Annotated in this window: 22 protein-coding genes; 8 read left to right on the top strand and 14 right to left on the bottom strand. The window is 32.8% G+C overall.

The annotated features are described in order from the left end of the window. Window positions 1–65 precede the first annotated feature (65 nt). Together QZU75_RS07070 and QZU75_RS07065 are read right to left on the bottom strand one after the other, a co-directional pair. The gene (locus QZU75_RS07070) at window positions 66–524 is read right to left on the bottom strand and encodes a hypothetical protein (RefSeq protein ID WP_296882582.1); all 459 of its coding nucleotides are present in this window, start codon (window positions 522–524) and stop codon (window positions 66–68) included. A 342-nt stretch (window positions 525–866) separates the two neighbouring features. Then, window positions 867–3,581 (bottom strand): valine--tRNA ligase, encoded by a 2,715-nt coding sequence (locus QZU75_RS07065; RefSeq protein ID WP_296882581.1) that lies wholly within the window; start codon window positions 3,579–3,581, stop codon window positions 867–869. Window positions 3,582–3,735: 154 nt separating this feature from the next. Between QZU75_RS07065 and QZU75_RS07060 the strand changes: the two genes are divergently transcribed. Both QZU75_RS07060 and pheT read left to right on the top strand, forming a co-directional pair. Then, window positions 3,736–4,092, top strand: a complete 357-nt coding sequence (locus QZU75_RS07060; protein ID WP_296882580.1) for a hypothetical protein — start codon at window positions 3,736–3,738, stop codon at window positions 4,090–4,092. 15 nt (window positions 4,093–4,107) lie between these two features. Next, the gene (pheT, locus tag QZU75_RS07055; RefSeq protein WP_296882579.1) at window positions 4,108–5,763 is read left to right on the top strand and encodes a phenylalanine--tRNA ligase subunit beta; all 1,656 of its coding nucleotides are present in this window, start codon (window positions 4,108–4,110) and stop codon (window positions 5,761–5,763) included. Window positions 5,764–5,912: 149 nt separating this feature from the next. On the opposite strand, the gene QZU75_RS07050 is transcribed toward pheT, so the two are convergent. Both QZU75_RS07050 and QZU75_RS07045 read right to left on the bottom strand, forming a co-directional pair. Further along, window positions 5,913–6,317 (bottom strand): secondary thiamine-phosphate synthase enzyme YjbQ, encoded by a 405-nt coding sequence (locus QZU75_RS07050; RefSeq protein WP_296882578.1) that lies wholly within the window; start codon window positions 6,315–6,317, stop codon window positions 5,913–5,915. Window positions 6,318–6,381: 64 nt separating this feature from the next. After that, the gene (locus QZU75_RS07045) at window positions 6,382–8,127 is read right to left on the bottom strand and encodes a right-handed parallel beta-helix repeat-containing protein (RefSeq protein WP_296882577.1); all 1,746 of its coding nucleotides are present in this window, start codon (window positions 8,125–8,127) and stop codon (window positions 6,382–6,384) included. A 279-nt stretch (window positions 8,128–8,406) separates the two neighbouring features. Here QZU75_RS07045 and QZU75_RS07040 point away from each other — a divergent pair, with 279 nt between their 5' ends. Further along, window positions 8,407–11,349, top strand: coding sequence for a right-handed parallel beta-helix repeat-containing protein (locus QZU75_RS07040; protein WP_296882576.1), 2,943 nt, complete (start codon window positions 8,407–8,409; stop codon window positions 11,347–11,349). Between the two features lie 82 nt (window positions 11,350–11,431). Here the strand turns inward: QZU75_RS07040 and QZU75_RS07035 are convergent, their stop codons facing one another. From QZU75_RS07035 to QZU75_RS07020, 4 genes are read right to left on the bottom strand one after another with little or no spacing between them, the layout of a single operon-like run. Next, entirely contained in the window at window positions 11,432–11,656 is a 225-nt protein-coding gene (locus tag QZU75_RS07035; protein WP_296882575.1) for a hypothetical protein, read from the bottom strand. An 8-nt stretch (window positions 11,657–11,664) separates the two neighbouring features. Beyond that, window positions 11,665–12,351: a ribose-5-phosphate isomerase RpiA gene (gene rpiA, locus QZU75_RS07030; RefSeq protein WP_296882573.1), complete on the bottom strand. Its 687-nt coding sequence runs from the start codon at window positions 12,349–12,351 to the stop codon at window positions 11,665–11,667. Continuing rightward, window positions 12,352–12,786, bottom strand: coding sequence for a UPF0179 family protein (locus tag QZU75_RS07025; protein ID WP_296882572.1), 435 nt, complete (start codon window positions 12,784–12,786; stop codon window positions 12,352–12,354). Beyond that, window positions 12,786–13,829: an NAD(P)-dependent glycerol-1-phosphate dehydrogenase gene (locus QZU75_RS07020; protein WP_296882570.1), complete on the bottom strand. Its 1,044-nt coding sequence runs from the start codon at window positions 13,827–13,829 to the stop codon at window positions 12,786–12,788. Before QZU75_RS07020 ends, QZU75_RS07025 begins: the two co-directional genes overlap by 1 nt. Window positions 13,830–13,953: 124 nt before the next feature. On the opposite strand from QZU75_RS07020, the gene proS reads away from it, so the two are divergent. From proS to QZU75_RS07000, 4 genes are read left to right on the top strand one after another with little or no spacing between them, the layout of a single operon-like run. Then, window positions 13,954–15,357, top strand: coding sequence for a proline--tRNA ligase (proS, locus tag QZU75_RS07015; protein ID WP_296882569.1), 1,404 nt, complete (start codon window positions 13,954–13,956; stop codon window positions 15,355–15,357). Between the two features lie 9 nt (window positions 15,358–15,366). Then, complete coding sequence (gene cofC, locus QZU75_RS07010; RefSeq protein WP_296882568.1) at window positions 15,367–16,041, top strand: 2-phospho-L-lactate guanylyltransferase; 675 nt, start codon at window positions 15,367–15,369, stop codon at window positions 16,039–16,041. After that, window positions 16,042–16,776, top strand: a complete 735-nt coding sequence (thiD, locus tag QZU75_RS07005; protein WP_296882567.1) for a bifunctional hydroxymethylpyrimidine kinase/phosphomethylpyrimidine kinase — start codon at window positions 16,042–16,044, stop codon at window positions 16,774–16,776. Between the two features lie 4 nt (window positions 16,777–16,780). Further along, window positions 16,781–17,167 (top strand): putative zinc-binding protein, encoded by a 387-nt coding sequence (locus QZU75_RS07000; protein ID WP_296882566.1) that lies wholly within the window; start codon window positions 16,781–16,783, stop codon window positions 17,165–17,167. Window positions 17,168–17,175: 8 nt separating this feature from the next. On the opposite strand, the gene QZU75_RS06995 is transcribed toward QZU75_RS07000, so the two are convergent. The 3 genes from QZU75_RS06995 to QZU75_RS06985 form a co-directional block, all read right to left on the bottom strand. Continuing rightward, the gene (locus QZU75_RS06995; protein ID WP_296882564.1) at window positions 17,176–17,928 is read right to left on the bottom strand and encodes an ABC transporter ATP-binding protein; all 753 of its coding nucleotides are present in this window, start codon (window positions 17,926–17,928) and stop codon (window positions 17,176–17,178) included. Between the two features lie 9 nt (window positions 17,929–17,937). Further along, entirely contained in the window at window positions 17,938–18,687 is a 750-nt protein-coding gene (locus QZU75_RS06990) for an ABC transporter permease (RefSeq protein WP_296882563.1), read from the bottom strand. A gap of 132 nt (window positions 18,688–18,819) precedes the next feature. Then, window positions 18,820–19,095 carry a hypothetical protein gene (locus QZU75_RS06985; protein WP_296882562.1) on the bottom strand — a complete coding sequence of 92 codons (276 nt, stop codon included), beginning with the start codon at window positions 19,093–19,095 and terminating at the stop codon, window positions 18,820–18,822. A gap of 131 nt (window positions 19,096–19,226) precedes the next feature. Here QZU75_RS06985 and QZU75_RS06980 point away from each other — a divergent pair, with 131 nt between their 5' ends. Further along, on the top strand, window positions 19,227–20,159 hold the full coding sequence (locus tag QZU75_RS06980; RefSeq protein ID WP_296882561.1) for a CPBP family intramembrane glutamic endopeptidase: 933 nt from the start codon (window positions 19,227–19,229) through the stop codon (window positions 20,157–20,159). 179 nt (window positions 20,160–20,338) lie between these two features. On the opposite strand, the gene QZU75_RS06975 is transcribed toward QZU75_RS06980, so the two are convergent. From QZU75_RS06975 to QZU75_RS06965, 3 genes are all read right to left on the bottom strand, one after another. Next, a complete protein-coding gene (locus QZU75_RS06975; RefSeq protein ID WP_296803872.1) occupies window positions 20,339–20,689 on the bottom strand; it encodes a carboxymuconolactone decarboxylase family protein in 351 nt (116 codons plus the stop codon). Window positions 20,690–20,744: 55 nt separating this feature from the next. Then, on the bottom strand, window positions 20,745–20,951 hold the full coding sequence (locus tag QZU75_RS06970; RefSeq protein WP_296882560.1) for a hypothetical protein: 207 nt from the start codon (window positions 20,949–20,951) through the stop codon (window positions 20,745–20,747). A gap of 237 nt (window positions 20,952–21,188) precedes the next feature. Further along, window positions 21,189–22,388 carry an ATP-binding protein gene (locus QZU75_RS06965; RefSeq protein WP_342765218.1) on the bottom strand — a complete coding sequence of 400 codons (1,200 nt, stop codon included), beginning with the start codon at window positions 22,386–22,388 and terminating at the stop codon, window positions 21,189–21,191. Window positions 22,389–22,691 lie beyond the last annotated feature (303 nt).

Below are 22,691 nucleotides of genomic sequence, written 5' to 3'. Positions count from 1 at the left end.
AAAAGTTTAAGAAATATGGAGGAAAAAATAAAAGCAGAATAAGGATCTGCTTTTAAGTTATAGTTTTATTTTCTTCTTCTTAATACTGCATATCCACCTATTATTGCATTTACTACAAGTAACACTAAAATTGGATTACCTGTTGCTAACAAGTTATGAGAGGTGGAAGTTGCGTTTGCAGTTGTATTATGTTCTACAGGAGTTGTTGTGTTACCTGTTGTATTGGTTGGTGCACCTGCACTTGGGACATGTGTACCATTTTCTAATGTTTCATTGTATTGGCTTCCAGCCCAACCGCCATCATCTTGGTATTGGCTTCCAGCCCAGCCACCTTTATCTTGGTATTGACTTCCAGCCCAACCTCCATCATCTTGGTTTTGGCTTTCGGAAACTCCATTCATGCCATCATAACTGGTTCCAACATATCCGTCGTCAGCATTTACATCTGCTGCACATACTGCAGTTGCAGATGCGATAACACAAAATATTGCAAGTAATGTTAATAGTTTTTTTGAAAAATCCATAATAATCACCTTTGATAATTTTTTTGACAGATGCAAGTTTGCCATGTTTTTCTGGAAAATAACTTACTTCCTACAAGTAATTATATTATAAAGCACATATATAAAGTTTTTCGAATGTAAGTGGTTACTTACATCTTAAAACAATGAAAAAAGAAAAAATAAATGATTATAATAAAAAATAACTACAATAAATATCTTATATAATCATATAATAGATTTGAAAAATTTTCTAAAAAAAAGAATGAAACACAATATCCCTGTTCCATATCTTCCAGCATTAACGAATACATAATAGTAAATGCAATAATAATTAAGTCAAAAAAAAAGTTAATGGGAAAGTAATTATCTAATTACTTCCACGATCATGTCCAAGTTTTCAGATTGTAAGATGTCAACTTTCTTACCGGATGCACCGACAATCTCTTTTTTGATATTTAACATATCTTCAGGAACTACAATATCCCCTATTGCCAATTCATGATTTTCTTCTAAAGCAGAACCAATTTCATCGATATCGGTTGATTTTAAATAACCTATGATTTTACCGGCATCTCCTTTGAATGTTGGTCCGATTTTAGACATGTCAGGTTCGACTTCAATGATTTTTTCATGAACTTCAGGTTTTCCCTGGCTTATTTCCAAATTATTGATTTTTAAAGTTCCTTCAATGTCATCTCCAAATTTATTGAAGACATCAACCAAGTCCGTATCAGAAGTATACACATTAACTTCAGCCAATTCCGCATTCAGTGGTATTTTGGAAGCTGACTTGAATCTTCTTACTTCATCAATTAACTCAACTGTGGTTTCTCCTTTAATTTCCATTTCTTCACTGATTAATTCTTCATATACTTCAGGCCATGAAGTAGTATGAATTGACTCGTCTGAGAAGTATTGGTATACTTCTTCTGTGAAAAATGGTGCAATTGGAGCCATTAATTTAAGTGAAGTTTCAACAACTGTTTTTAATGTGTATTTTGCAGCTTTTCTTGATTCATCTGAAACGTCAGTGTATAATCTGTATTTTACAGCTTCAATGTATTCATCACAGAAATCATGCCAGAAGAATCTTTCAATTGATGTGATTGTATCTGCAAAGTTATAGTCTTCAAATGCCTTGTCGACTTTTTTGTTGAGGTTATTGAGTTTGGATAAAATCCATAAATCAAGTGGTCCTAAATTATCTTTAATCTCTTCATATGAAACTTCCTCATCAAAAATCTGCATGCTGATAAATCTAAATGCATTCCAAAATTTTCTAAGGAATCTGTAACCATGTTTAATGTCTTTCCAATCAAATATTACATCAGATCCAGGAACACTGTTAGCCGCCCAGGTTCTTAGTGAGTCTGCACCGTATTTTTCGATTACCTCTTCAGGTCCAACAACAAACTCAGGTCGGGATTTACTCATTTTGTTTCCGTCTTCACCAAATACCATACCGTTAATTACAATATCGTCGAATGGTTTTTGGCCTGTTAAAGCAAGACATCTCAATGTAGTGTAAAATGCCCATGTACGGATAATGTCGTGTCCTTGCGGACGGATATTTGATGGGAAATGATTTACATAATCTTCATCAGGCCATCCTGCAATGGATAACGGTGAAATTGATGAATCCATCCATGTATCCAAAACATCCACTTCAGGGATGAATTCTTCACATCCGCATTCACATGCATGTTTCGGTTTGTCTACTGTTGGATCTATTGGCAAGTCTTCAACATCAGGTATAATGACTTTTCCACAGTCTTTACAGTACCATACAGGAATCGGAGTAGCAAATATTCTTTGTCTTGAGATACACCAGTCCCATTCCATGGAATCTGCCCAGTTTATCATACGGGATTTCATGTGTTCTGGTACCCATTTCATTTCATCGGCTGCAACTTTGGTCTTTTCAATTAAATCTCTTACAGCTACAAACCATTGTTCTTTGAGAAGAATTTCAACCGGGGTTTTACATCTCCAGCATTGACCAACATTCTGGTCAACTTCTTCTTTTTTCAATAAGTAACCTTCACTGTCCAAATCGTCAATTGTCTGTTTTTTACAGCTTTGAAGATCCATTCCTTCATATCTTCCGGCAGCGGCAGTTAATATACCTGCATCATCAATGACATCAATGACTTCAAGGTCATATTTTTGAACCCAGCTTACGTCAGTTTTATCCCCAAATGTACAAATCATTACCGCACCTGTACCGAATTCAGGGTCTACTTCCTCATCAGCAATGATTTTAACTTTTTGGTGTGATAAAGGCACTTCAACGTATTTTCCTAAAAGGTGAGTGTATCTTTCATCTTCAGGGTGAATTACAACTGCTACACATGCAGACATCAATTCAGGCCTGGTTGTTGCAATCAGAATCCCTTCCTCTTTAGGGTCAGCCTGTTTTCCGGATTCCTGTGAAGATGCAATATTTTCATATGAATCTTCAACAGCAGGAGGGAAGTTGACATAGTTTAAAAAAGTAGTGTTGTCTGAGTATTCAACTTCAGCAAAAGCAATAGCTGTCTGACAACGAGGACACCAGTTTACAGGGTGTTTTCCCTGATAAATCAATCCGTCTTCATACATTTTCAAAAAGGAATATTGAGTTCTTTTCATGTACTCAGGATTCATTGTTACAAACTCGCGAGTCCAATCCTGTGAATAACCCATTGCTTTCATATCTGCTTTCATGCTTGCAATGTTTTTAGTGGTCAAATCAATACAATATTGTCTGAACTGAGCTCTTGAAACATCATTTTTCTTGATTCCATGAGTTTCTTCAACTTTAACTTCAGTAGGAAGACCATGACAGTCCCATCCCTGTGGGAACAATACGTCAAATCCTTTTTGTCTTCTGTATCTTGCATTCATATCAATGTAAACCCAATTCAAGACATGTCCTAAGTGAATTGCGCCTGTTGGGTATGGTGGGGGAGTGTCAATAATATATCTAGGACGAGATCCATCTCCAATGTATTTGTAGATGTTTTCATCTTCCCATTTTTGCTCCCAAACCTTTTCTTTTTTAAAATCATAGTCTTTAGGAATTTCTTCGTGTGACATATATTTTCTCCTAGTTAATGTAAATAAAAATAATATTACTAATTATATATTTTATTATTTAAAAAAGTAATTATTAAATCAAAAAATAGTTAAATATATTATATAATAAAAATCAAAATATTAATATTATAAATTAATAAAGGACTGTGAAATAATGAACTTATTATGGTTTTATGTTGCTATTGTATTGGCTTTAAGCGATATACTGCACACACAATTAATGTGGAGAATTTTAAATAACTTCTACATAATTTTAGGTGGGCTAATTCAGCAAACAACAAAAACAACATGGCAAACCTGGTTATCTCATGAAATAATGGAAGCAGGATTTCATTTTATTGTTTTGTCAATTTTCTTTTTTAATCCAATTATAGGAATTCAAGCAGCCCTGATTCATTTTGTAATAGATATAACCCATACAATATTTATACGAAATATGGGTGAAATAGAACATAGAGCACTTCACTTTGTAATTGAATCTCTATTTTTCATACTTATTTATGGATTTTAATATAGGAGTTTAATAATGCCAGTTATAACATTTAAATATCAAGATTTAAAAGATTTAGGAATCGATATGGAAAAAGATGAACTAATAGACACATTACCTATGATGTCCAGTGACATTGAAGACTTTGATGATGAGGAAATCAAAGTAGAATTCTTCCCGAACAGACCTGACAATTTGTCTGTTGAAGGAGTAGCTAGATCTTTTAAAGGATTTATCGGCCAGGAAATTGGTTTTCCGGATTATAAGGTAACTCCATCCGGAGAATATGTTACTGTTGATAGCGATGTTGCAGCAATAAGACCATACATAGGATTTGCCAAAATCGATAATGTTGATTTTTCCGGCGATAAGCTCAAATATGTTATGGAATTTCAGGAAAACCTTCACTGGGTTATCGGAAGGGACAGAAAAAAAGTAGCTATCGGTATTCACAATGCAGACGTAGTGGAAGGACCATTCAAATACATCGCTACACCAAAAGATGCAAATGCATTTGTTCCTCTTGAAAAAGATGTTGAAATGACTCCTGATGCAATTTTAACCGATCATGAAAAAGGTCAGGCTTATGCTCATTTAATCCAAGACTTTGATAAATACCCATTGATTCTTGATAAAGACGACAACGTACTGTCAATGCCCCCAATCATTAATGGTGAGTTAACCAAACTTAAAGAAGACACTCACAATATTATTGTTGATGTAACCGGAACCGATGAGAAAGCTGTTAATCAGGCATTGAATATCATCTGTTCATCATTTGCAGAAGTCGGAGGCGAACTAAAATCCATGGAAGTCAGATATGAAGATAAAACTATCACAACTCCTGATTTAACTCCTCAAGAAATGAACGTCCATGTTGATACTGCAAATGAATTGATTGGTGGAACCAGCCTAACAGCAGAAGATATCAAAGAATTATTATTCAAAGCACGTTTTGACGCTGAAATCATTGATGATAATGAAGTAAAAGCAATCATTCCAGCTTACAGAACAGATATTTTACATGAAGTGGATATTGTTGAAAATATCGCAGTGCAATACCACATTAACGATGTTGTTGCCGAACTTCCAGATATCAACACAGTAGCTTATGAAAACAACTGGTTTAAATCTGAAAGTATTATCCGTGAAGTGATGGTCAGTTTAGGCTTCCAAGAAGTAATGAGTTTAATGCTTACCAACGAAGAGGCACATTATACAAAAATGAATCAGGAAGAAAAACCACACGTTCAGGTTGCAAGACCTATTACTATTGACAGAACAATGATTAGAACCAGCTTAATCAATAGTTTAATGGAATTTTTAGAAGACAACAAACATGAGGACTTGCCTCAAAAGATTTTTGAGATTGGTGATGTATTATACCTTGACGAAACAAAGGAAAATAAAACCGTTGCTTCTAAAAAATTAGCTGCACTAGTTTGCCACTCAACTGCAAACTTTAGTGAAATCAAATCCATTGTTACAACTGTCCTATCAAACTTAGGATATTCTATGGAAATAAAAGACAGTGATAATAAGACATTCATTTCAGGTAGAGCAGCAGATGTTACCGGATTTGCCGGAGATAAAAAAATTGAAGGATTCTTTGGTGAAGTGTCACCTGAAGTAATAACCAATTTTACCTTAGAGTATCCTGTAATTGCATTTGAAATTGAATTTATTAACTAAATTCTTTTTCAATACCATAATTTTCTCATATCGGTTTCCATTTGGGAGTAATTATTCACAACTGGAGAAGTGTCCCAATTATTGAAAATAACTATGAGAATTAGTAGGACAATTATAACTACTATTAAAATTATTGTCCATTTATTCAATTATTCACCAACCATTGTCAAAGTTATTGTTCTTGAGCTTCTTGGTCCATCTAATTCTACAAAAAATACTGACTGCCAAGTACCTAACTCTAATTTTTTGTTTTTAATCGGCAAACACTCACTTGAAGAAAGCAAAAATGATTTAAGATGTGAACGGGCATTATTGTCAATCCTATCATGATCATAAGAATATTTATCAGTAATCAGATTATCCAAACTAAATTCAATATCCTTTAAAAGTCCTGACTCGTTTTCATTAACAACAATTGCTGAAGTAGAGTGTTTTGAAAAAATAGAGATTATTCCTTCGTTGATTTCAATTAATTCGTTAATCTTAGAAGTTATATCAATGATTTCAAACTTTTTTGAAGTATTAATTTTAATAGAATTGCTTTTTACTGTCATTGAAATATAATTTGTTTAAACACATTAATAAAAATAAAAGAAAAAAAGAAAAGTAAATTTTAAATTAAAAATCACTTTTACGTCTGTATCCATAAATCAAACATCCCAATAAAGAAACAATACTCAATACAACAAGTCCTGATGTATCAGTAACCTCTTTTGAGATTTTACTTGGAGGTACAACTTCATATGCTTTACCTTCTTGAGATACTTCACCGTTACTTGCATCTCCGGCATCAATGTCTCCGTTAGTTAACGCACTTTCACCATTATCAGAAGAATCCTGAAAAGATCCTGATGCATTTGTTCCAAAAACGCCTGATTTTTCAGAGTTGGCATAGTGAGCACTTTTAGAAGTTCCATTCTGTGGATTTCCACTACCTTTAGCAGAACCCCCTTGTGTAGAGTCAGTTACAGATTCTTGATTATCTCCAGACATTCCACTTTGGCCTTCCTGATTTTGGGAAGTAGTGGAATCCTGATTATCTTCTTTTTCACCGGATGCTGCCTTATATTTGTATTTGACAGGTTCACCACCAACCATGACCTCAATATCGTATTCCTTATCAGGATCAAGATTTGCATCAATTGTAGCTTTGCCGTTTACAAATTTTGCAGTATACTGATTCCCGTTAACATTGACCTTGGTATCAAATGTTCCGAATTCTTTAACTGCCTGACCGCTATTGTCATACATTTGAAGGCCAATACCGTTTTTCACTGATATTGTTCCCATTTTCATTATCCCTGCCAAAAGCATTGGACATACAAAAGTATTTGAATCATCGGTTGAGTCAAACCAATTATCTCCCAGTTTAAATACAGGCAGATCAGGATTATTTTTAGCCTGATACATTTCATTGTGTGCTAAAACATTATACTTAACTTCCAATCTTCCAGGATATTTTTCTTTTGCAGTTTTAAAACCTGAACCAAATAATAATCCATTTCCTGTTTCGTAAACTCCACCAGTTTCTGTAATTGATGGATTTTTACGATTGCTTGTAAATGAATTTGCATTAATAATATCATAACTGGATGTGGAATTGATGAAAATACCATTAAGATTTTCATAAGCGTTGTTATGCTTAATTATATTCCCATAAGATTTATTCTGCAGAGTAATTCCATTCAACACATTATGATGGATTTCATTATATACAATAGTATTATTGTTTATGTTGGATGTTTCTATTCCGGATCTTTGATTGTAGGATATAGTATTGTTTTTAATTGAACTGAATCCAACATTTTTAAGCTGAAGTCCATCACCGACTGATTTTGAAATTGAATTGAAACTTACCTCGACATTATTTGAATCTTTAATTAGAATTCCTGCCTTTTGAGAGCCAGTCCCCTTATTATTTTTAATTATGGTATTGTCTGATGAATCAACAATGACCCCATAATCATTCAAATCGGATATTATTGTTATTCCGGATAATCTGCTTCCACCAGAATTGTTGGTAAAGTAAAATCCGAAGGTTTTGTCTATTGACAAGTTTTGAGCCTTAGCACTTATGCCATCTGAGACATAAACAATACTACCTGTAGCAGATACGATATTTAATTTCTTATCTACCACCAATGAAACATTTTTATACTCTTTTGAAGTGAATTCAAATGTATCACCATCATTTGCATTATCCAACAATACCTGAATATCATCATTAGATAAATCATCAGCAATCTGATAGGAATTACCTTGTGAAGATAAAGTATTATTGTTAATTTCAGTAGCATTTACCGTTGAAACTAGCAATAAACATGTTAAACATATGAACAAAAGAATTATAACCTTTTTATCCATATATAAACCCTCTATTTCAATTTAATCAAGATAAATTATGAAAATTTACGAAGTAAATTAAATTTAATATTGATTAATATTTATTATATTTATGTTTAACCAATATAAAGTTTTTTAAAATATTAAAAACAAGTAAATGATTGTTATTTACTAAATTAAAATAGATTAACAATGTTATATAAAAATTAATTTAAATATTAAAAAATACAAACTATACATTGTTGCTTATCGATTAAAAGAGGAAATAAGTAATTATAAAAATTAGATAAAGATGATGATATGAATAAAAAGAGTTTATTTATAACTACATTTTTAGTTTTCGCAATTATTTTAGGTTCATCTGCTGTATTTGCAGAAGATACTTCTGATTTTACAGCTGCAAACGATGAACAAAAAATTCAAGAAAGCTCAGATGTAAGTGATTTACTTCAAAGCACAGATGATATTAAATTATCCGCAAGCTATGATATAAAAAGTGGTTCAGATAGTGAAACTATCCAAAAAACCATCAATAATATGAGCGATGGGGATTCTTTAAACTTCGAAGAAGGAACTTATAATGACATATGCATATATGTAGATAAAAGTATTACAATCAACGGTAATGGGGCAAAATTAATCGGATATGAAAATCCTAATGTTAATACCACCCCAAATAAGATAACAACACCTACCCAATCTGGAGGATACGGAATAGGAAATTATGCAACATTATACGTTGTCAACACTACAAATGTAGTAGTCAATGGATTAACTGTTGTAGGACAAAGTCCGGAATATGGACAGGCAGCAATATTCACCAACTCCGCAAATAACTTAACCATAGAAAAATCAACAATTATCGGTGGTTACTGGGGTATTTATTTAGAGTACAGTGCTGATGGAAAAATAATCGGCAACACAATTCAAAACCAGGAAGCAATAGGTATAATCAACTTTGGATCTCCAAGAACACTTATCACAAACAACAAAGTAGTCAACGTTAAAAACCATGGAATTGATGCAAGACACGGAACAGGACCTAATGTGCAAATAATCAACAACACAGTAATCGGTTCCAAAGAAGGAATCTATTTAATGCATTCCAAAGGACACACCGCATCTGGAAACGCAATTATCAATTGTACTACCAGTTCAATTACATGTTACGGATCAGGTCAAATTACCATTTCAGGCAACACCCTGAAAAAATCAAGAATAGGTATTTTACTTGGTGGAGGATACTATGACATTAACGTTGAAGAAAATACCTTCCAATTAGACAATTTACCATTCCCACCAACTTTCGTATACTTTATAGCACAAGCAAACAGTGCTTATCAAACTGCAGACGGTGTTATAGGAACATATACTGAAGGCATTTCACCTGTTAGCCCAGTAGACATTGCAACTCCTGTTAAACCTAATCCTGATTATGCAACTATTTTAAATCCAACCGGAACTATTTACAATGTAACCAGCGGAATGACCGGAAGTGAAATTCAAAGCATTATTGATTCCATGGCTGATGGAGACACATTATCCTTTGAAAAAAATGCAACATTCAATGATATTTCAATTTATGCAGATAAAAACATCAAAATTTTAGGAAATGGTGCTACCTTAATTGGATATAATAATATCAATGCATCCAATGTACCTGCAAAAATCAGAAATGCAACCTCAAGTGGAGGATATGCTATAGGAGAATATGCTGTATTCTACATTGTAAACACAACCGGTGCTGTAATCAGTGATTTAAACATCATCACACAATACCCTGGTTATGATACCACAAAAGCAACTACCAGCACAGAAGAATATAAAACTGTAGGATTACACATTGAACAAAGTAAAAAATTCACTGCAACCAATTTGGATATTACCGGCGCATCATGGGGTATTTTCTTGAGAAGTTCACCTAATGGACTTGTATCCAACAATAACATCCATGATGTCTACACCACAGGTGTTATAAGCTTCGGTTCAGCAAATTCAACAATTATTAACAATAAAATTTCCAATGCCATAAACCATGGTATTGATGTAAGACACGGAACCTGTCCTAATGCTGTCATTTTCAATAATACAGTTAACGGTGCAAAAGAAGGAATCTATTTAATGCATTCAAAAGGACATACAGTTTATGAAAATACAATCAGCAATTATAAAATCAGTGCAATTACTGCTTATGGATCTGGAAATGAAGTTATTTTCAACAATACCATTGCTGCAGGAAGATTATACTTCTTACTTGGTGGAGGATATTACAATGTAACAATAGGAACCAACAAATGCCCTCCAGCTGCAATGTACTATCCATTCCCACCAACATTCAGGGAATTCATTGCTCTAGCAGATAGCAGTTTCCAAAGTGCAGACAATGTCATTGGCGTTTACAGCACAAATCCAGCTACACAGCTTACTGCTGAAGACATTACCCTCGATTCAACTAACGGATTAATTAATGTTACATTAAAGGACGGAAATGGAAATGCATTATACAATGAAGAAGTTGTTTTATCATTAAATGGTGTAAACTACACTGCAAAAACAAATGCTAACGGTATAGCAGCATTTAATTTCACTGCAAATGAAGGTGCAAACACTGCAACTTTCACATACAACAGCAGAGCATATTTGGATTCATCTAACACAACTGCTACAATCAATGTGAAAACTTCAACTAAAATCGAAGCATCAAAAGTAACTAAAACATATAATGTTGCTAAAAACTTAGTACTTACTTTAAAAGATGTTAATGGAGAAATTTTAGCTAATAAAACTGTAACAATTACCTTCAACGGTAAAGATTATAATAAAACCACAGATAGCAAAGGTCAAGTTAGTTTTGCTTTAAGCAATTTAGCTCCTAAAACATACCCTGCAGTTCTTAATTTTGATGGTGATGATTTATACAAAGCATCCAGTTCAAAAGTTAATGTTGTTGTCAAAAAAGCAACACCTAAATTAACTGCAAAAGCAAAAACATTTAAAGCTGCAACAAAAACCAAACAATATGCAATAATCTTGAAAACCAACAAAAATGCAGCTATTAAAAAAGTGAAAGTTACACTTAAAATTAAAGGTAAAACCTACAAGGCCACTACCAATTCCAAAGGTAAAGCTATCTTTAAAATTACCAAATTTACCAAAAAAGGCAAATACACAGCTACTGTTAAATTTGCGGGTAACAGTTACTACTATAATAAAACTGTAAAACCAAAAATAACCATTAAATAGAAGAGATTAATTAATCTCTTTTAATTTTTTCTTTTTAATATAATAAAAATATAAATAGATAAGATATTCTGACAATCTTTTTTTAATATGTATTTCTTTTGGAAAAAGCGAAGTATATTATGAATAAACCCACTAAAATCAAAACGATTTGAGGAAATATTGCAAAGATTATCATAGGAATAATCTTCAATTCAGCCAAAAGCCATAGGATGCCATAAATAACCAGTAAACCACCGAACAATATAGCTATCTTAAATGCCAAATCTTTAAAATCGAAAAAAGGCATTCCGCCAAACGGACCCTGCATACAATCACCTACAACTCTTTGGTTCCGTCTTCAGTTCCTACAATGACTTTATCAACCATCTGTGAGAAGATTCCATTTTCTACTACACCTGGAATTGAATTTAAGTCAATTTCCAAGTGAGCAGGTGATTCAATCTTGTCAAATTTGGCATCAATTACAAAGTTTCCGTTATCTGTAATAACAGGCCCGTCTTTTCTTTGTGCCATTCTTATCTCACATGTTGCACCCATATCTTCCAATGTCTGTATTACCATCCTTGATGCATCAGGCAGCACTTCTACAGGAACAGGAAATGTACCTAACTTTTCAACACATTTTGATTCATCTACAATGACGATGAATTTTTTGGCAGCATAGTCTACAATTTTTTCTTTAGTATGAGCTGCTCCCCCTCCTTTAATTAAATTAAAATCAAAGTCCACCTCATCGGCACCATCAACAGAAAGGTCAATGTCATGCTCTTCTAAGGTAGTGATTGGAATGTTCCACTGTTTTGCAATCAGTAAGGATTGAAATGATGTTGGAATTCCCATCACATTAATTCCTTCCTCTTTAACTCTCATTCCTACCTTTTCAATGAAGAAATGTGTGGTTGAACCTGTACCAAGCCCTAAAACCATTCCGTCTTCCACATATTCAGCAGCCTTGTAACCGGCATTTTTTTTACTGGAATTGTTGCTACTAGCATTTTTCATTTATATCACAAACCCCAATGTTAATTTATTAAGTTTATAACCTTTTTTACAGTCATTATGTTTTCCTTCATGATTTAATACAATGCATTTATCGTTTTCCACTAAACCTTCAGGGAAACAAAGATCATGAAATTCACACTCTTCATCACAGTCAACAGCGTTGAATGTGAATGTTGAACCTTCAAAAATATTTTTAGAATCTGTTAAAATGTCTATTTGAGCCCTGTCGACTTCAACAGGAACTACAGCTCCTTCACCATGGATAGGGCATTTCTGTTCATTATCACGTACTTCTGTTATAACATATTTTCTGTTTTTTTCAAGGCTTCCAATACAAGATGATTTAAATCTACAATCATCACATTCAGGAGCGGGACCTAAAAAAACAAATTCTTGACCTTTTTTTGCAAGTTGTTTACCTATTAATGTTATCATTAAATCACCTCTGTTTTATGAGCCAGTTCATAAGCAGCTTCTTTTGAAATTCCGTTGTCACCTAAAATAGTGTATCGCTCCGGTCGGATATTATTAGCCATCACCAATGCATTGATGACATCTTCATCTGAAATACCTATTTCAGCAGCTGTGGTTGGAGCCTGAACCGCTTTTAGAGTATCTCTAATAGATTTCCAATCTCCTCCATGAAGATACATCATCATTATTGTTCCGATACCACATTGCTCACCATGAAGTGCAGGCTTATCCAATATCTTGTCCAAAGCATGTGAGAAGAGATGCTCTGATCCGCTTGCAGGACGTGAAGAGCCAGCAATACTGATTGCCATTCCTCCACTGAAGAGAGATTTCATGACAATTCTCGCACTAGGCTCAAGATTTGGTTTAATATTTGCAATATTGTCAGTAATCAGATGAGCTGACATTATTGACAGTGCAGCAGCTGATTCACTGAATGATTCATTCTTAAGTCTGTGTGCTAATTCCCAATCTTTAATTGCTGTGAAATTAGCTATTAAATCAGCGCAACCTGCTGCAAGCAGTCTGAATGGAGATTGTGCAATTACCTCCGAATCGGCAATGACTGCTATCGGAGAGTGGGCTGCAACAGATATTGAAGTATCAGGGTTTTTGATTGATGCCATAGGAGATACAATACCATCATGAGAAGCTGTTGTCGGCATGGATACAAAGTATACGCCCTGATTATAAGAAGATAATTTAGCTACGTCAATAACTTTTCCACCTCCAATACCCAGTACGGTAGTGTCGGGTGTAATCAATTCTTCAACTTCAGATATTGATTCCTGAGATGCATTATTTACTTTAATTACATCATATTCAATACCCTCAGTTTCAAGGCTTTCAATTGCAGGTTTTGCTCCCGCATCAAAAGTATGGGAACCAGTTACAATCAATGCCTTTTTATCCAAATGTAGAGATTTGCAAATCTCGGCCGTATCCTTTATAATGCCCGGATCAATGTAAACTTCCCTCGGCATCTGTATTTTCCTATTACTCATAATATCTCCTAAATTAAATTATACAATATTATATATGTATAAAATAATTATAAATAACTTTCTTTAAATAGATTTAATATATATTAAAAACAGATATTTTAATGTTATAAAATTTTAAGGTGATATGGTGGAAAATTTTGACGAATGGTTTCATGATATTTTAGAAAATGCAAATATTACTGATTCAAGATATCCTATTAAAGGAATGGCAATTTGGATGCCTTACGGTTTTCAGATAAGAAAGCACTCAATGAACATTATCAAAAAATTACTGGACAAAGACCATGAAGAAGTTTTGTTCCCAATGCTTGTTCCTGAAACTGAGCTTGCAAAAGAAGGTATTCATGTGAAAGGGTTCGAAGATGAAGTATACTGGGTAACACAAGGAGGGCAAACTCCTTTGAATGAAAAATTAGCTTTAAGACCAACCAGTGAAACTGCAATCTATCCTATGTATGCATTATGGATTAGAACACACATTGACCTTCCAATCAAATATTATCAAATTGTAAATACATTCAGATATGAAACAAAACACACAAGACCTTTAATACGTGTAAGGGAAATTACCACATTTAAAGAAGCTCATACAGCACATGCAACAAAAGAGGAATCTGATGAACAGATTCAGGATTTCATTGCAATCTATAAAGAGTTCTTTGATGATTTGGGAATTCCATATTTAATCTCAAAAAGGCCTGAATGGGACAAGTTCCCTGGTGCGGACTACACCATGGCTTTTGATGTTATAATGCCTAACGGTAAAACCCTGCAGGTTGGTACAATCCACAATTTGGGTCAGACCTTTGCAAAAACCTTTGACATTACCTTTGAAGATAAGGACGGCCAGCACAAACTGGTTTATCAGACCTGTGCAGGAGTATCCGACAGAGTAATAGCTTCCGTTATTGGAATTCATGGAGATGAAAAAGGACTTAGATTACCACCTAAAGTATCACCGAATCAAGTAACCATAATTCCAATTCTATTCAAAAAAGGAAAAGAGGAAGTACTGGCAAAATGCTCACAAATCAAAGAACAATTAGAGGATGCAGGTCTTAGAGTAAATATTGATGACAGGGACATAAGACCGGGTAAAAAGTTCAATGACTGGGAACTTAAAGGAACTCCTCTTAAACTTGAGCTGGGACCTCGTGACCTTGAAAACAACATTACCATTGCAATGAGAAGAGATGAAGGAGAAAAAATAGAACTCGCTTTAGATGATTCATTAGCTTCTAACGTTATAGATTTACTTGAAAAATCCGATGAAAACCTGTCTGAAATCGCATGGAACTTTCAGGAAGAACATGTCAAATTCACACAAAACATTGATGAAATCTCCGAGCTTGTTGAAGCAGGCAATGTAGTTAAATTCTACTGGTGCGGAGATGAAGCTGTAGGAAAAGAAATTGAAGAAAAAACAGGTTATGACATTTTAGGTATTCAGGAAGAAGTATCTGAAGGAAAATGCATCGCCAGCGGCGAAGATGCAAAATACATTGCTTTAATAGCTAAAACATATTAAGTGATTAAAATGGATAACATATATGCAATAATTCCTGTTACCACATTCAATAATGCAAAAACCAGACTTTCTCCATTTTTATCTGCTGAAGAAAGAGAAAATCTTTTAAAGGCAATGCTTCGTGATGTAACTGACACATTAAAAAAACATGTTGATAAAATTTTTATCATCAGCCGTGATGAGGATGTATTGAGTTATGCAGAAAGTTTGAATGTGAATACCATTCTAGAAAATGACAATTCCAATTTGAACAAAGCATTAACTCAGGCAATGAAATTATGTAAAGGAAAAACCAGGAAAATAATTATAGTGCCTAGTGACATTCCTTTAATCGGCAAAACAAATGTTCAAATGCTGATTGATGCATCTAAAAATCTGGATTTTATAATTGTTCCATCAAAAGGCGGCGGGACAAATATGATTATAATGAAGCCTATGGCCATCCGTACAAGATATGAAGGATTCAGCTATAAAGAACATGTGCAAATTGCTGAAAAGAAAAAATTAAATCCCCAGGTTCATGATTCATTCTTTATGGCATTAGATGTCAATACCACAGAAGATTTGGGTGAAATCATGATACACGGCGAAAAAACACATACCAGACAATACTTAAAAGAACTTAAAGTCAATGTTGAATCTTTCCGTGGATCAGAACGCCTGAAAGTTACCAGAGCTGATTAAATGATAGTGATGAGCATTGCCGGTGTTGACCCGTCAGGAGGAGCAGGAATTTTTGCTGATTTAAAGACTTTTCAGGCAATCGGTGTTTATGGAACAGGGATTGTAACAGCACTTACTGCCCAAAATCCATATAAATTCTTTTCAGCACTACCAATTTCTCCAGAATACATTGAAGAGCAAATAGATTCAGTTATGGAAAGCTATGAAGTTGAATTTATTAAAACCGGAATGCTGTACTCACCTGAAATTATAAAACTGGTTTCCAAAAAGGTCAGACAATACAATTTAAAAGCAGTTGTTGACCCTGTAATGGTTGCAACTTCCGGAGGAGATTTAACCAAAGAGGATTTAGCTGATGCATTTAATAAATATCTGCTTCCAAAATCCATTTTAACAACACCCAATATTAGTGAAGCTGAAAAATTAAGCGGCATTAACATTAACACCAAAGAAGATGCTATCAAAGCCTGCGAAAAAATATGCTGCAACAGCATCATTACAGGCGGCCATCTTGACGGAATAAATACCATAAGCATTGACGGTGAAATTACCGTTAAAAAACAGGACCTGATTGAAACTGACAATCTGCATGGTACAGGATGTAATCTCTCTTCAGCCATTGTTGCATATCTGGCAAAAGACAATGATTTGAAAACATCAATCCTAAATGCTCTGGATTATGTTTACGAGGGAATAGAAAATGGAAATTATGGAACATTAATAGCTAAATTATGATAGTATGAGTGAAAAAATAGTATTATGCGCTTGCAGTGGAATGAATCCCCGTGGAGCAGTTACAAGAGCAAGCGTATATGATTTAAGCATTGAACAGGACGATATCGAATATTGCTGCATCGTTGCAAGCGGAGGGAATTATCAAAAATTCATTGCCCTTGCAAAAGAAAATAAAGTAATTGCAGTAAATGGCTGTGAAAATTGTTGTCCTGAAACTATTTTAAAAACAAAAGACGCCACAGTTGAATATAATTTAAATGTGCAACAATTATTAAAAAAACATGATTTAAAAGCAGAATGTACTGTGCGCATCAATGAAAATGATGAAAAATGCGTTAATATAATTAAAAATGAAATTTTAAAAATAAAAAAAGAATTGAATGAGATTTAGTAGAAAAACTAATCTCCCATATCTAAATTTTCAACAATAGATTCCTGAAGAGCTATAAACTCTTTAGATTCTCTTTTTCTTGGCCTTTCAATATCAACATCAACGATATATGCAATTTTACCAGGATTTTTATCCATGATTACTATTTTATCAGCAAGATAAACTGCCTCGTCAACATCGTGAGTTACAAAAACGATTGTATTTTCAAATCTTTTCCAAACCCCTATAAGCTGTTCTTGAAGCTTGTGTCTATTTTGCATATCCAATGCAGAAAACGGCTCATCCATAAGTAAGATAGGTGAATGATTAAGCAAGGATCTAATAATTGCAACCCTCTGTTTCATACCACCTGAAAGTTCATGAGGATAGCTATCCTTAAAGTCAATTAAACCGACACTTTTAAGATATCTTTCTGCAGCTGCAACATTTTCCTCTTTTGATCCTTTTTTTGTCATCTCCAAACCGAAAGTTACATTCTGCAATACTGTTAACCATGGAAATAGCGAATATTGCTGAAAAATAACTGCTCTGTCACCGGATGGTTTTTTGACAACTTCACCGTTTGCAACTATCTCTCCGGAGGTAGGCTGATCAAGACCGGCAATCAATCTTAAAAGAGTTGTTTTGCCGCAACCGGAAGGACCTAAAAGACAGACAAGTTCACCGTCATTAATATTTAAATTTATATCCTCTAAAACAGATAGTTTATCACTTTTTTTGCCTTCAAAGGATTTGTTAATATTTTTAACATCGATTGACACACATAACACCTACCAGAATATCCTATTTTGAATTTTAGTAAATACAAAGTCAAACACAAGTCCAATTAATCCGATGACCAGCATACCAACGACTGTAGTACCTGTATCAAATAGATTGGTTGCAGTTAAAATCATGTATCCAAGACCGCTGCTTGAACCTATCATTTCCGCTGAAATGGTACACATCAAAGCGATTCCAATACCTACTTTCAAACCAGAAACAATATACGGAACGGTTGATGGCATTACAACACGTCTTAAAACATTCCAATCATTAGCTCCTAAAGTTTGAGCTGATTCTACTAAAACCTTGTCAGTTCTTTTAACCCCATCAATGGTATATACCAAAATAGGGAACACACATCCCATAAATATAATAAATACTGCAGGAACTGTACCGATTCCAAACCATAAGATTGAAAATGGAATCCATGCAACAGGAGGAATTGGTCTTAAAATACTTATTACAAAAGTACAAATGTCTTCTAAAGTCTTATACCAACCAAGCAGTATTCCAAGCGGAATAGCTACTACAGAAGCTAATATCAAACCTGCAAATACTTTAAATAAAGTATCAATAGTATTTGTAAGAAGCTTACCATTTTCAATAACTACCCATGCAGAATTTACTACATCCAAAGGACCCGGCAGTATATATGAAGAAAATAATCCTAAACCATTAGTAAGCAGATACCAAATAAAAATTAAAATTATTGGCAGAATTAATGGAATAAATTTATTTTTATAATTGTCTAACATCTCATCACTTAACTAAAAATTTTTATACATTATTAATTATGTTAACATAATATAAAAACTTTAAAAGAAAAATAGAGAAAAGTGTGAAAAATTTATATGGTCATTTCATACCGTAAACATTTCAAAAATAGATTATATTCTAACCTGAGACAAACACCTCTTTGGACATGACACAATACAGCTCAGACATTGATTACATGCTCTATTGTTCAATATCCATGTTTTATTGTGCCAGTTTACTTTTATGGCATTAAATCCACATACAAGTTCACATTTGCCACACAAACTACATTGCTTAATATCATTTCCAATACGCCAACGGGATTTGTATTTTGCAGACAATAATTCCGAAAAAATGAATTTACCAATTTCAAGGCCCGCTGAAGTACTGCCTCTTCGATGTCTCAATAGCATACCCCATTAATTTTGTTATACTTATTGATTTATTTAGATGAAATATAAATTTTTTGGTATGCCTAAATTTTTAAGGATAGGATTAAATACTAAGAAAAAGGAAATAATGATAACTAGGTGAAACTTTGAACATACACAAAAAATTCTTCTCAAAAATAGGATTCAATTACTTGATACTGGCAATATCCTCTTTGATAATTCAAATAATCGTTATCAATGTTGTCGGCATGACAAACAGAAGTTTGCTTAATAATTTCAATATTTTAACAATATTATCTGCAATCTGCAATTATGTGCTGCCGTTTCCAATCATATACTTTTTGATGAAAAAATTAGAAAAGCAAAATCTGAAAAAGGAAAATATAAGTGTAAAAACATTCCTTTTCTACCTGTCAGTAACATTTACGTTAATGTGGCTTGGAAATATTATCGGACTTGGAATTACCACAGCAATAGGAGGCATTTTCCACACAGACATCTCAAATCCTGTTCAAAACCTGATAAATTCATCAGACATCTGGCTGAACCTGCTATTAATCAGCATAATAGGTCCGATATTTGAAGAAATATTCTTTAGAAAACTTTTGGTTGACAGAACAATAAAATATGGTGCCAGAGTTTCAATAATATTATCCGCAGTTATTTTCGGATTTTTCCACGGAAACCTCAGCCAGTTCTTTTATGCATTCCTATTGGGTGGATTTTTTGCATATGTATACATAAAAACCGGAAAAATAATCTACACAATAATACTGCACATAATTGTAAATCTGATGGGATCCGTTGTTAGTCTGTTTGTAGCTGAAAGTGCTCAAGCATTACTTTCAAATACATTCACAGCAACCAATTTAGTAATTGTATTAATTTATTTAGCAATTATACTTTTAGCGTTTCTTGTAGGAATAATCGGACTTAGAAGGTATAAAAAAGCTAAATTTAATGGCAGTAAAACACAAATCAGCCTGAAAAATCCCATAAAAACAATGCTTTTAAATCCTGGAATGGTATGTTTCATTCTATTTTTCATTGGCGAAATCATTTACTCACTAATACGCTGAAAACTAAAAATATTTTCAGCCCGACAATCCCTAAAAAAATTCACAACCAATCTTAAATTTAACATTCTAATATGGATAACAATTATTAATTAAAAATTGTCTGCATGATAAACAGCCTTAGAAAATAATACATAAAAGGTAATAAAAAAATAAAAAAGAAAAATTGTTAAGAGAAGAATTTAAGCTTTATCTTCTCTTTCTTCTTCAATAGCTTCAGTAACACTATTCAATATTTGAAGTGATTTGGAAAATGCAGGCATACCTGAAGTCAATAAAACCACTCTTAAAACATCAACAATTTCTTCTTTGGTAATGCCCAATACTTCAATAGCACTTCTCATTTGCTTTTTGGTGGCTCTTGGGTCTGCACGGGAAGCAGTAATACCAATAGCAATTAATTTTTGGGTTTTGTAATCTAAAACCTTACCATCCCATACAGTATCGTTAATATTGGATACCAATTCAAATAAGTCAGGATGGCTATCTTTTAACTCCCTTATACCTTTACCATAATATACATCTCCTTTCATAAAATACCTCAATTATGTTAATTAATAATATTTTACTTTTTTAAATTATATATAATTAATAGCTACTTTTTCTTTTCATGAATATTAATTCAAAATATTTGTATAAAGTTGATTGAAAAATATGCATAAGTGGTAGAACTTTTTCGTGAGTTTCAATGAAACAATGTTCTCTAATCTTTTTTACAACATCATTATCTTTAACATCACCAATCAACAAAGGAGAATCAAGATTATGCAACTTCTGGTTCTTTTTAACTAGCATCATGTTGAGTTGGCATAATACACTTCAAATTATCTACTACTTTTTCGATTTTTGTTTGATAGAATGCGAACAAATAATGCTCGAAAAGTAGGTGAATTATCTACTACTTTTAATAAAAACAAGTATTATCTATCTTCAAAATAATTATTTAAAAACCAAAATGAGTTTATCAACTCAGAGTTGATAAACTCCCTAACAAAGGACATACTTCCTAAAAAGAGTATGGTTTCCAGGATGTTAAATCACTTCATTATCCCTTAAAAAATCAATTAAATTCAAATGAATTATTCCATCATGAGACATATCCACATCATCCATGGTTATTACGTATTTTGGATAATTATCTTGAATACTCTTTAATGGTTTAAATTCTCTTTCAACAGTTTCTTCACTTGCCAATAAATAAGAAACTTGAATGTAAATGAGTTTGTTTTGTTTTTTGCATACAAAATCCACTTCCAGGCTATCAACTTTGCCGATGGTGATTTCATATCCTCTTCTTAAAAGTTCCAAATAAACAATATTTTCGATTACACGAGTGATATCCCGTTGATTGTTTCCTATTATTGCCTGTCTAAAACCCAAATCACATAGATAATATTTTTCATCATATTTTAATATTCTTTTACCCTGTAAATCTTCGCGCTTTACCTGATAAATCAGGCATGCATTTTCAAAGAATTTCAGATAATTGTAAATTGTATTTACAGATAAGTTTACCATATCCTGCTTTAGTCTTTTATGAATTTTATTTGCGGAAAATGGCTGGCTAATGTTATACATTACAAATCTCATAATCCTTTCCAACAAGTCGACATTTTTAACATTATTTCTTTGAATTATATCTTTAAGGACAATAGAATTGTATAAATCCATTAGAATTAATCTTTTATCATCGCCACTATAGTCAAATGTTGAAGGCATACCCCCATCTTCCAAATATCTATAAAAATGAGATTTAAAATCAGAAGTAATTTCATAGTAATCAAGATATTCCCTAAAAGAAAATGAATATATGTTTAATTCGACATAACGGCCAGATAAATATGTGGCAAATTCTCCAGACAATAATTTTGAGTTTGATCCAGTAAGGTATATGTCATAATTTTCTTTTGCAAAGTAAGAGTTGATTAATTTTTCCCATTGGGGAACAACCTGTATCTCATCAAAAAACAGATAAATTTTGCCTTCAATATTTTCAGTTTTATGAGATATGAACTCTTCAAGCTTTTTAATATTGTCTATTTCAAAATAATCACTTAATTCAAAGTTGATCCAGACAATATTATCTTCAGGTATTCCTTGTTTTATTAATGAATCAATAATTTGTTTTAATATGGTTGACTTTCCAGAACGTCTTGTTCCTATTAAAACTTTAATGATATGTTTATTTATAAAGGGATTGATTTTATCAATATAATCTTTTCTTTGAATAATCATTAAAATCACACTTCTTTTTATAATTATTAATTTATCATAACTATCATATAAAGTTTTCAGTATAATGAAAAGTAAATAATAAAATCAATATTGTTTTCAGTTAAATGAAAATCAATATGAAAATTAGAAATAAATATCAAACCTATGAAATTAAAAATATAAATATTAAAAGTAAAGAAATCAAATTAATCTTTGTTACATATCAATATGACTCATGAAATAGTTGTTCCACTTATCACATTTTGAAAAATTTTACTTATCAAATGCTCTCACTCAACTTTTTTTATATGTGAATAACAT

The sequence above is a fragment of the uncultured Methanobrevibacter sp. genome (assembly GCF_902764455.1).
Taxonomy (GTDB): domain Archaea; phylum Methanobacteriota; class Methanobacteria; order Methanobacteriales; family Methanobacteriaceae; genus Methanocatella.
The sequence above is the reverse complement of the archived record's forward strand: the minus strand, read 5'-3'. Positions and strand labels throughout refer to the sequence as shown.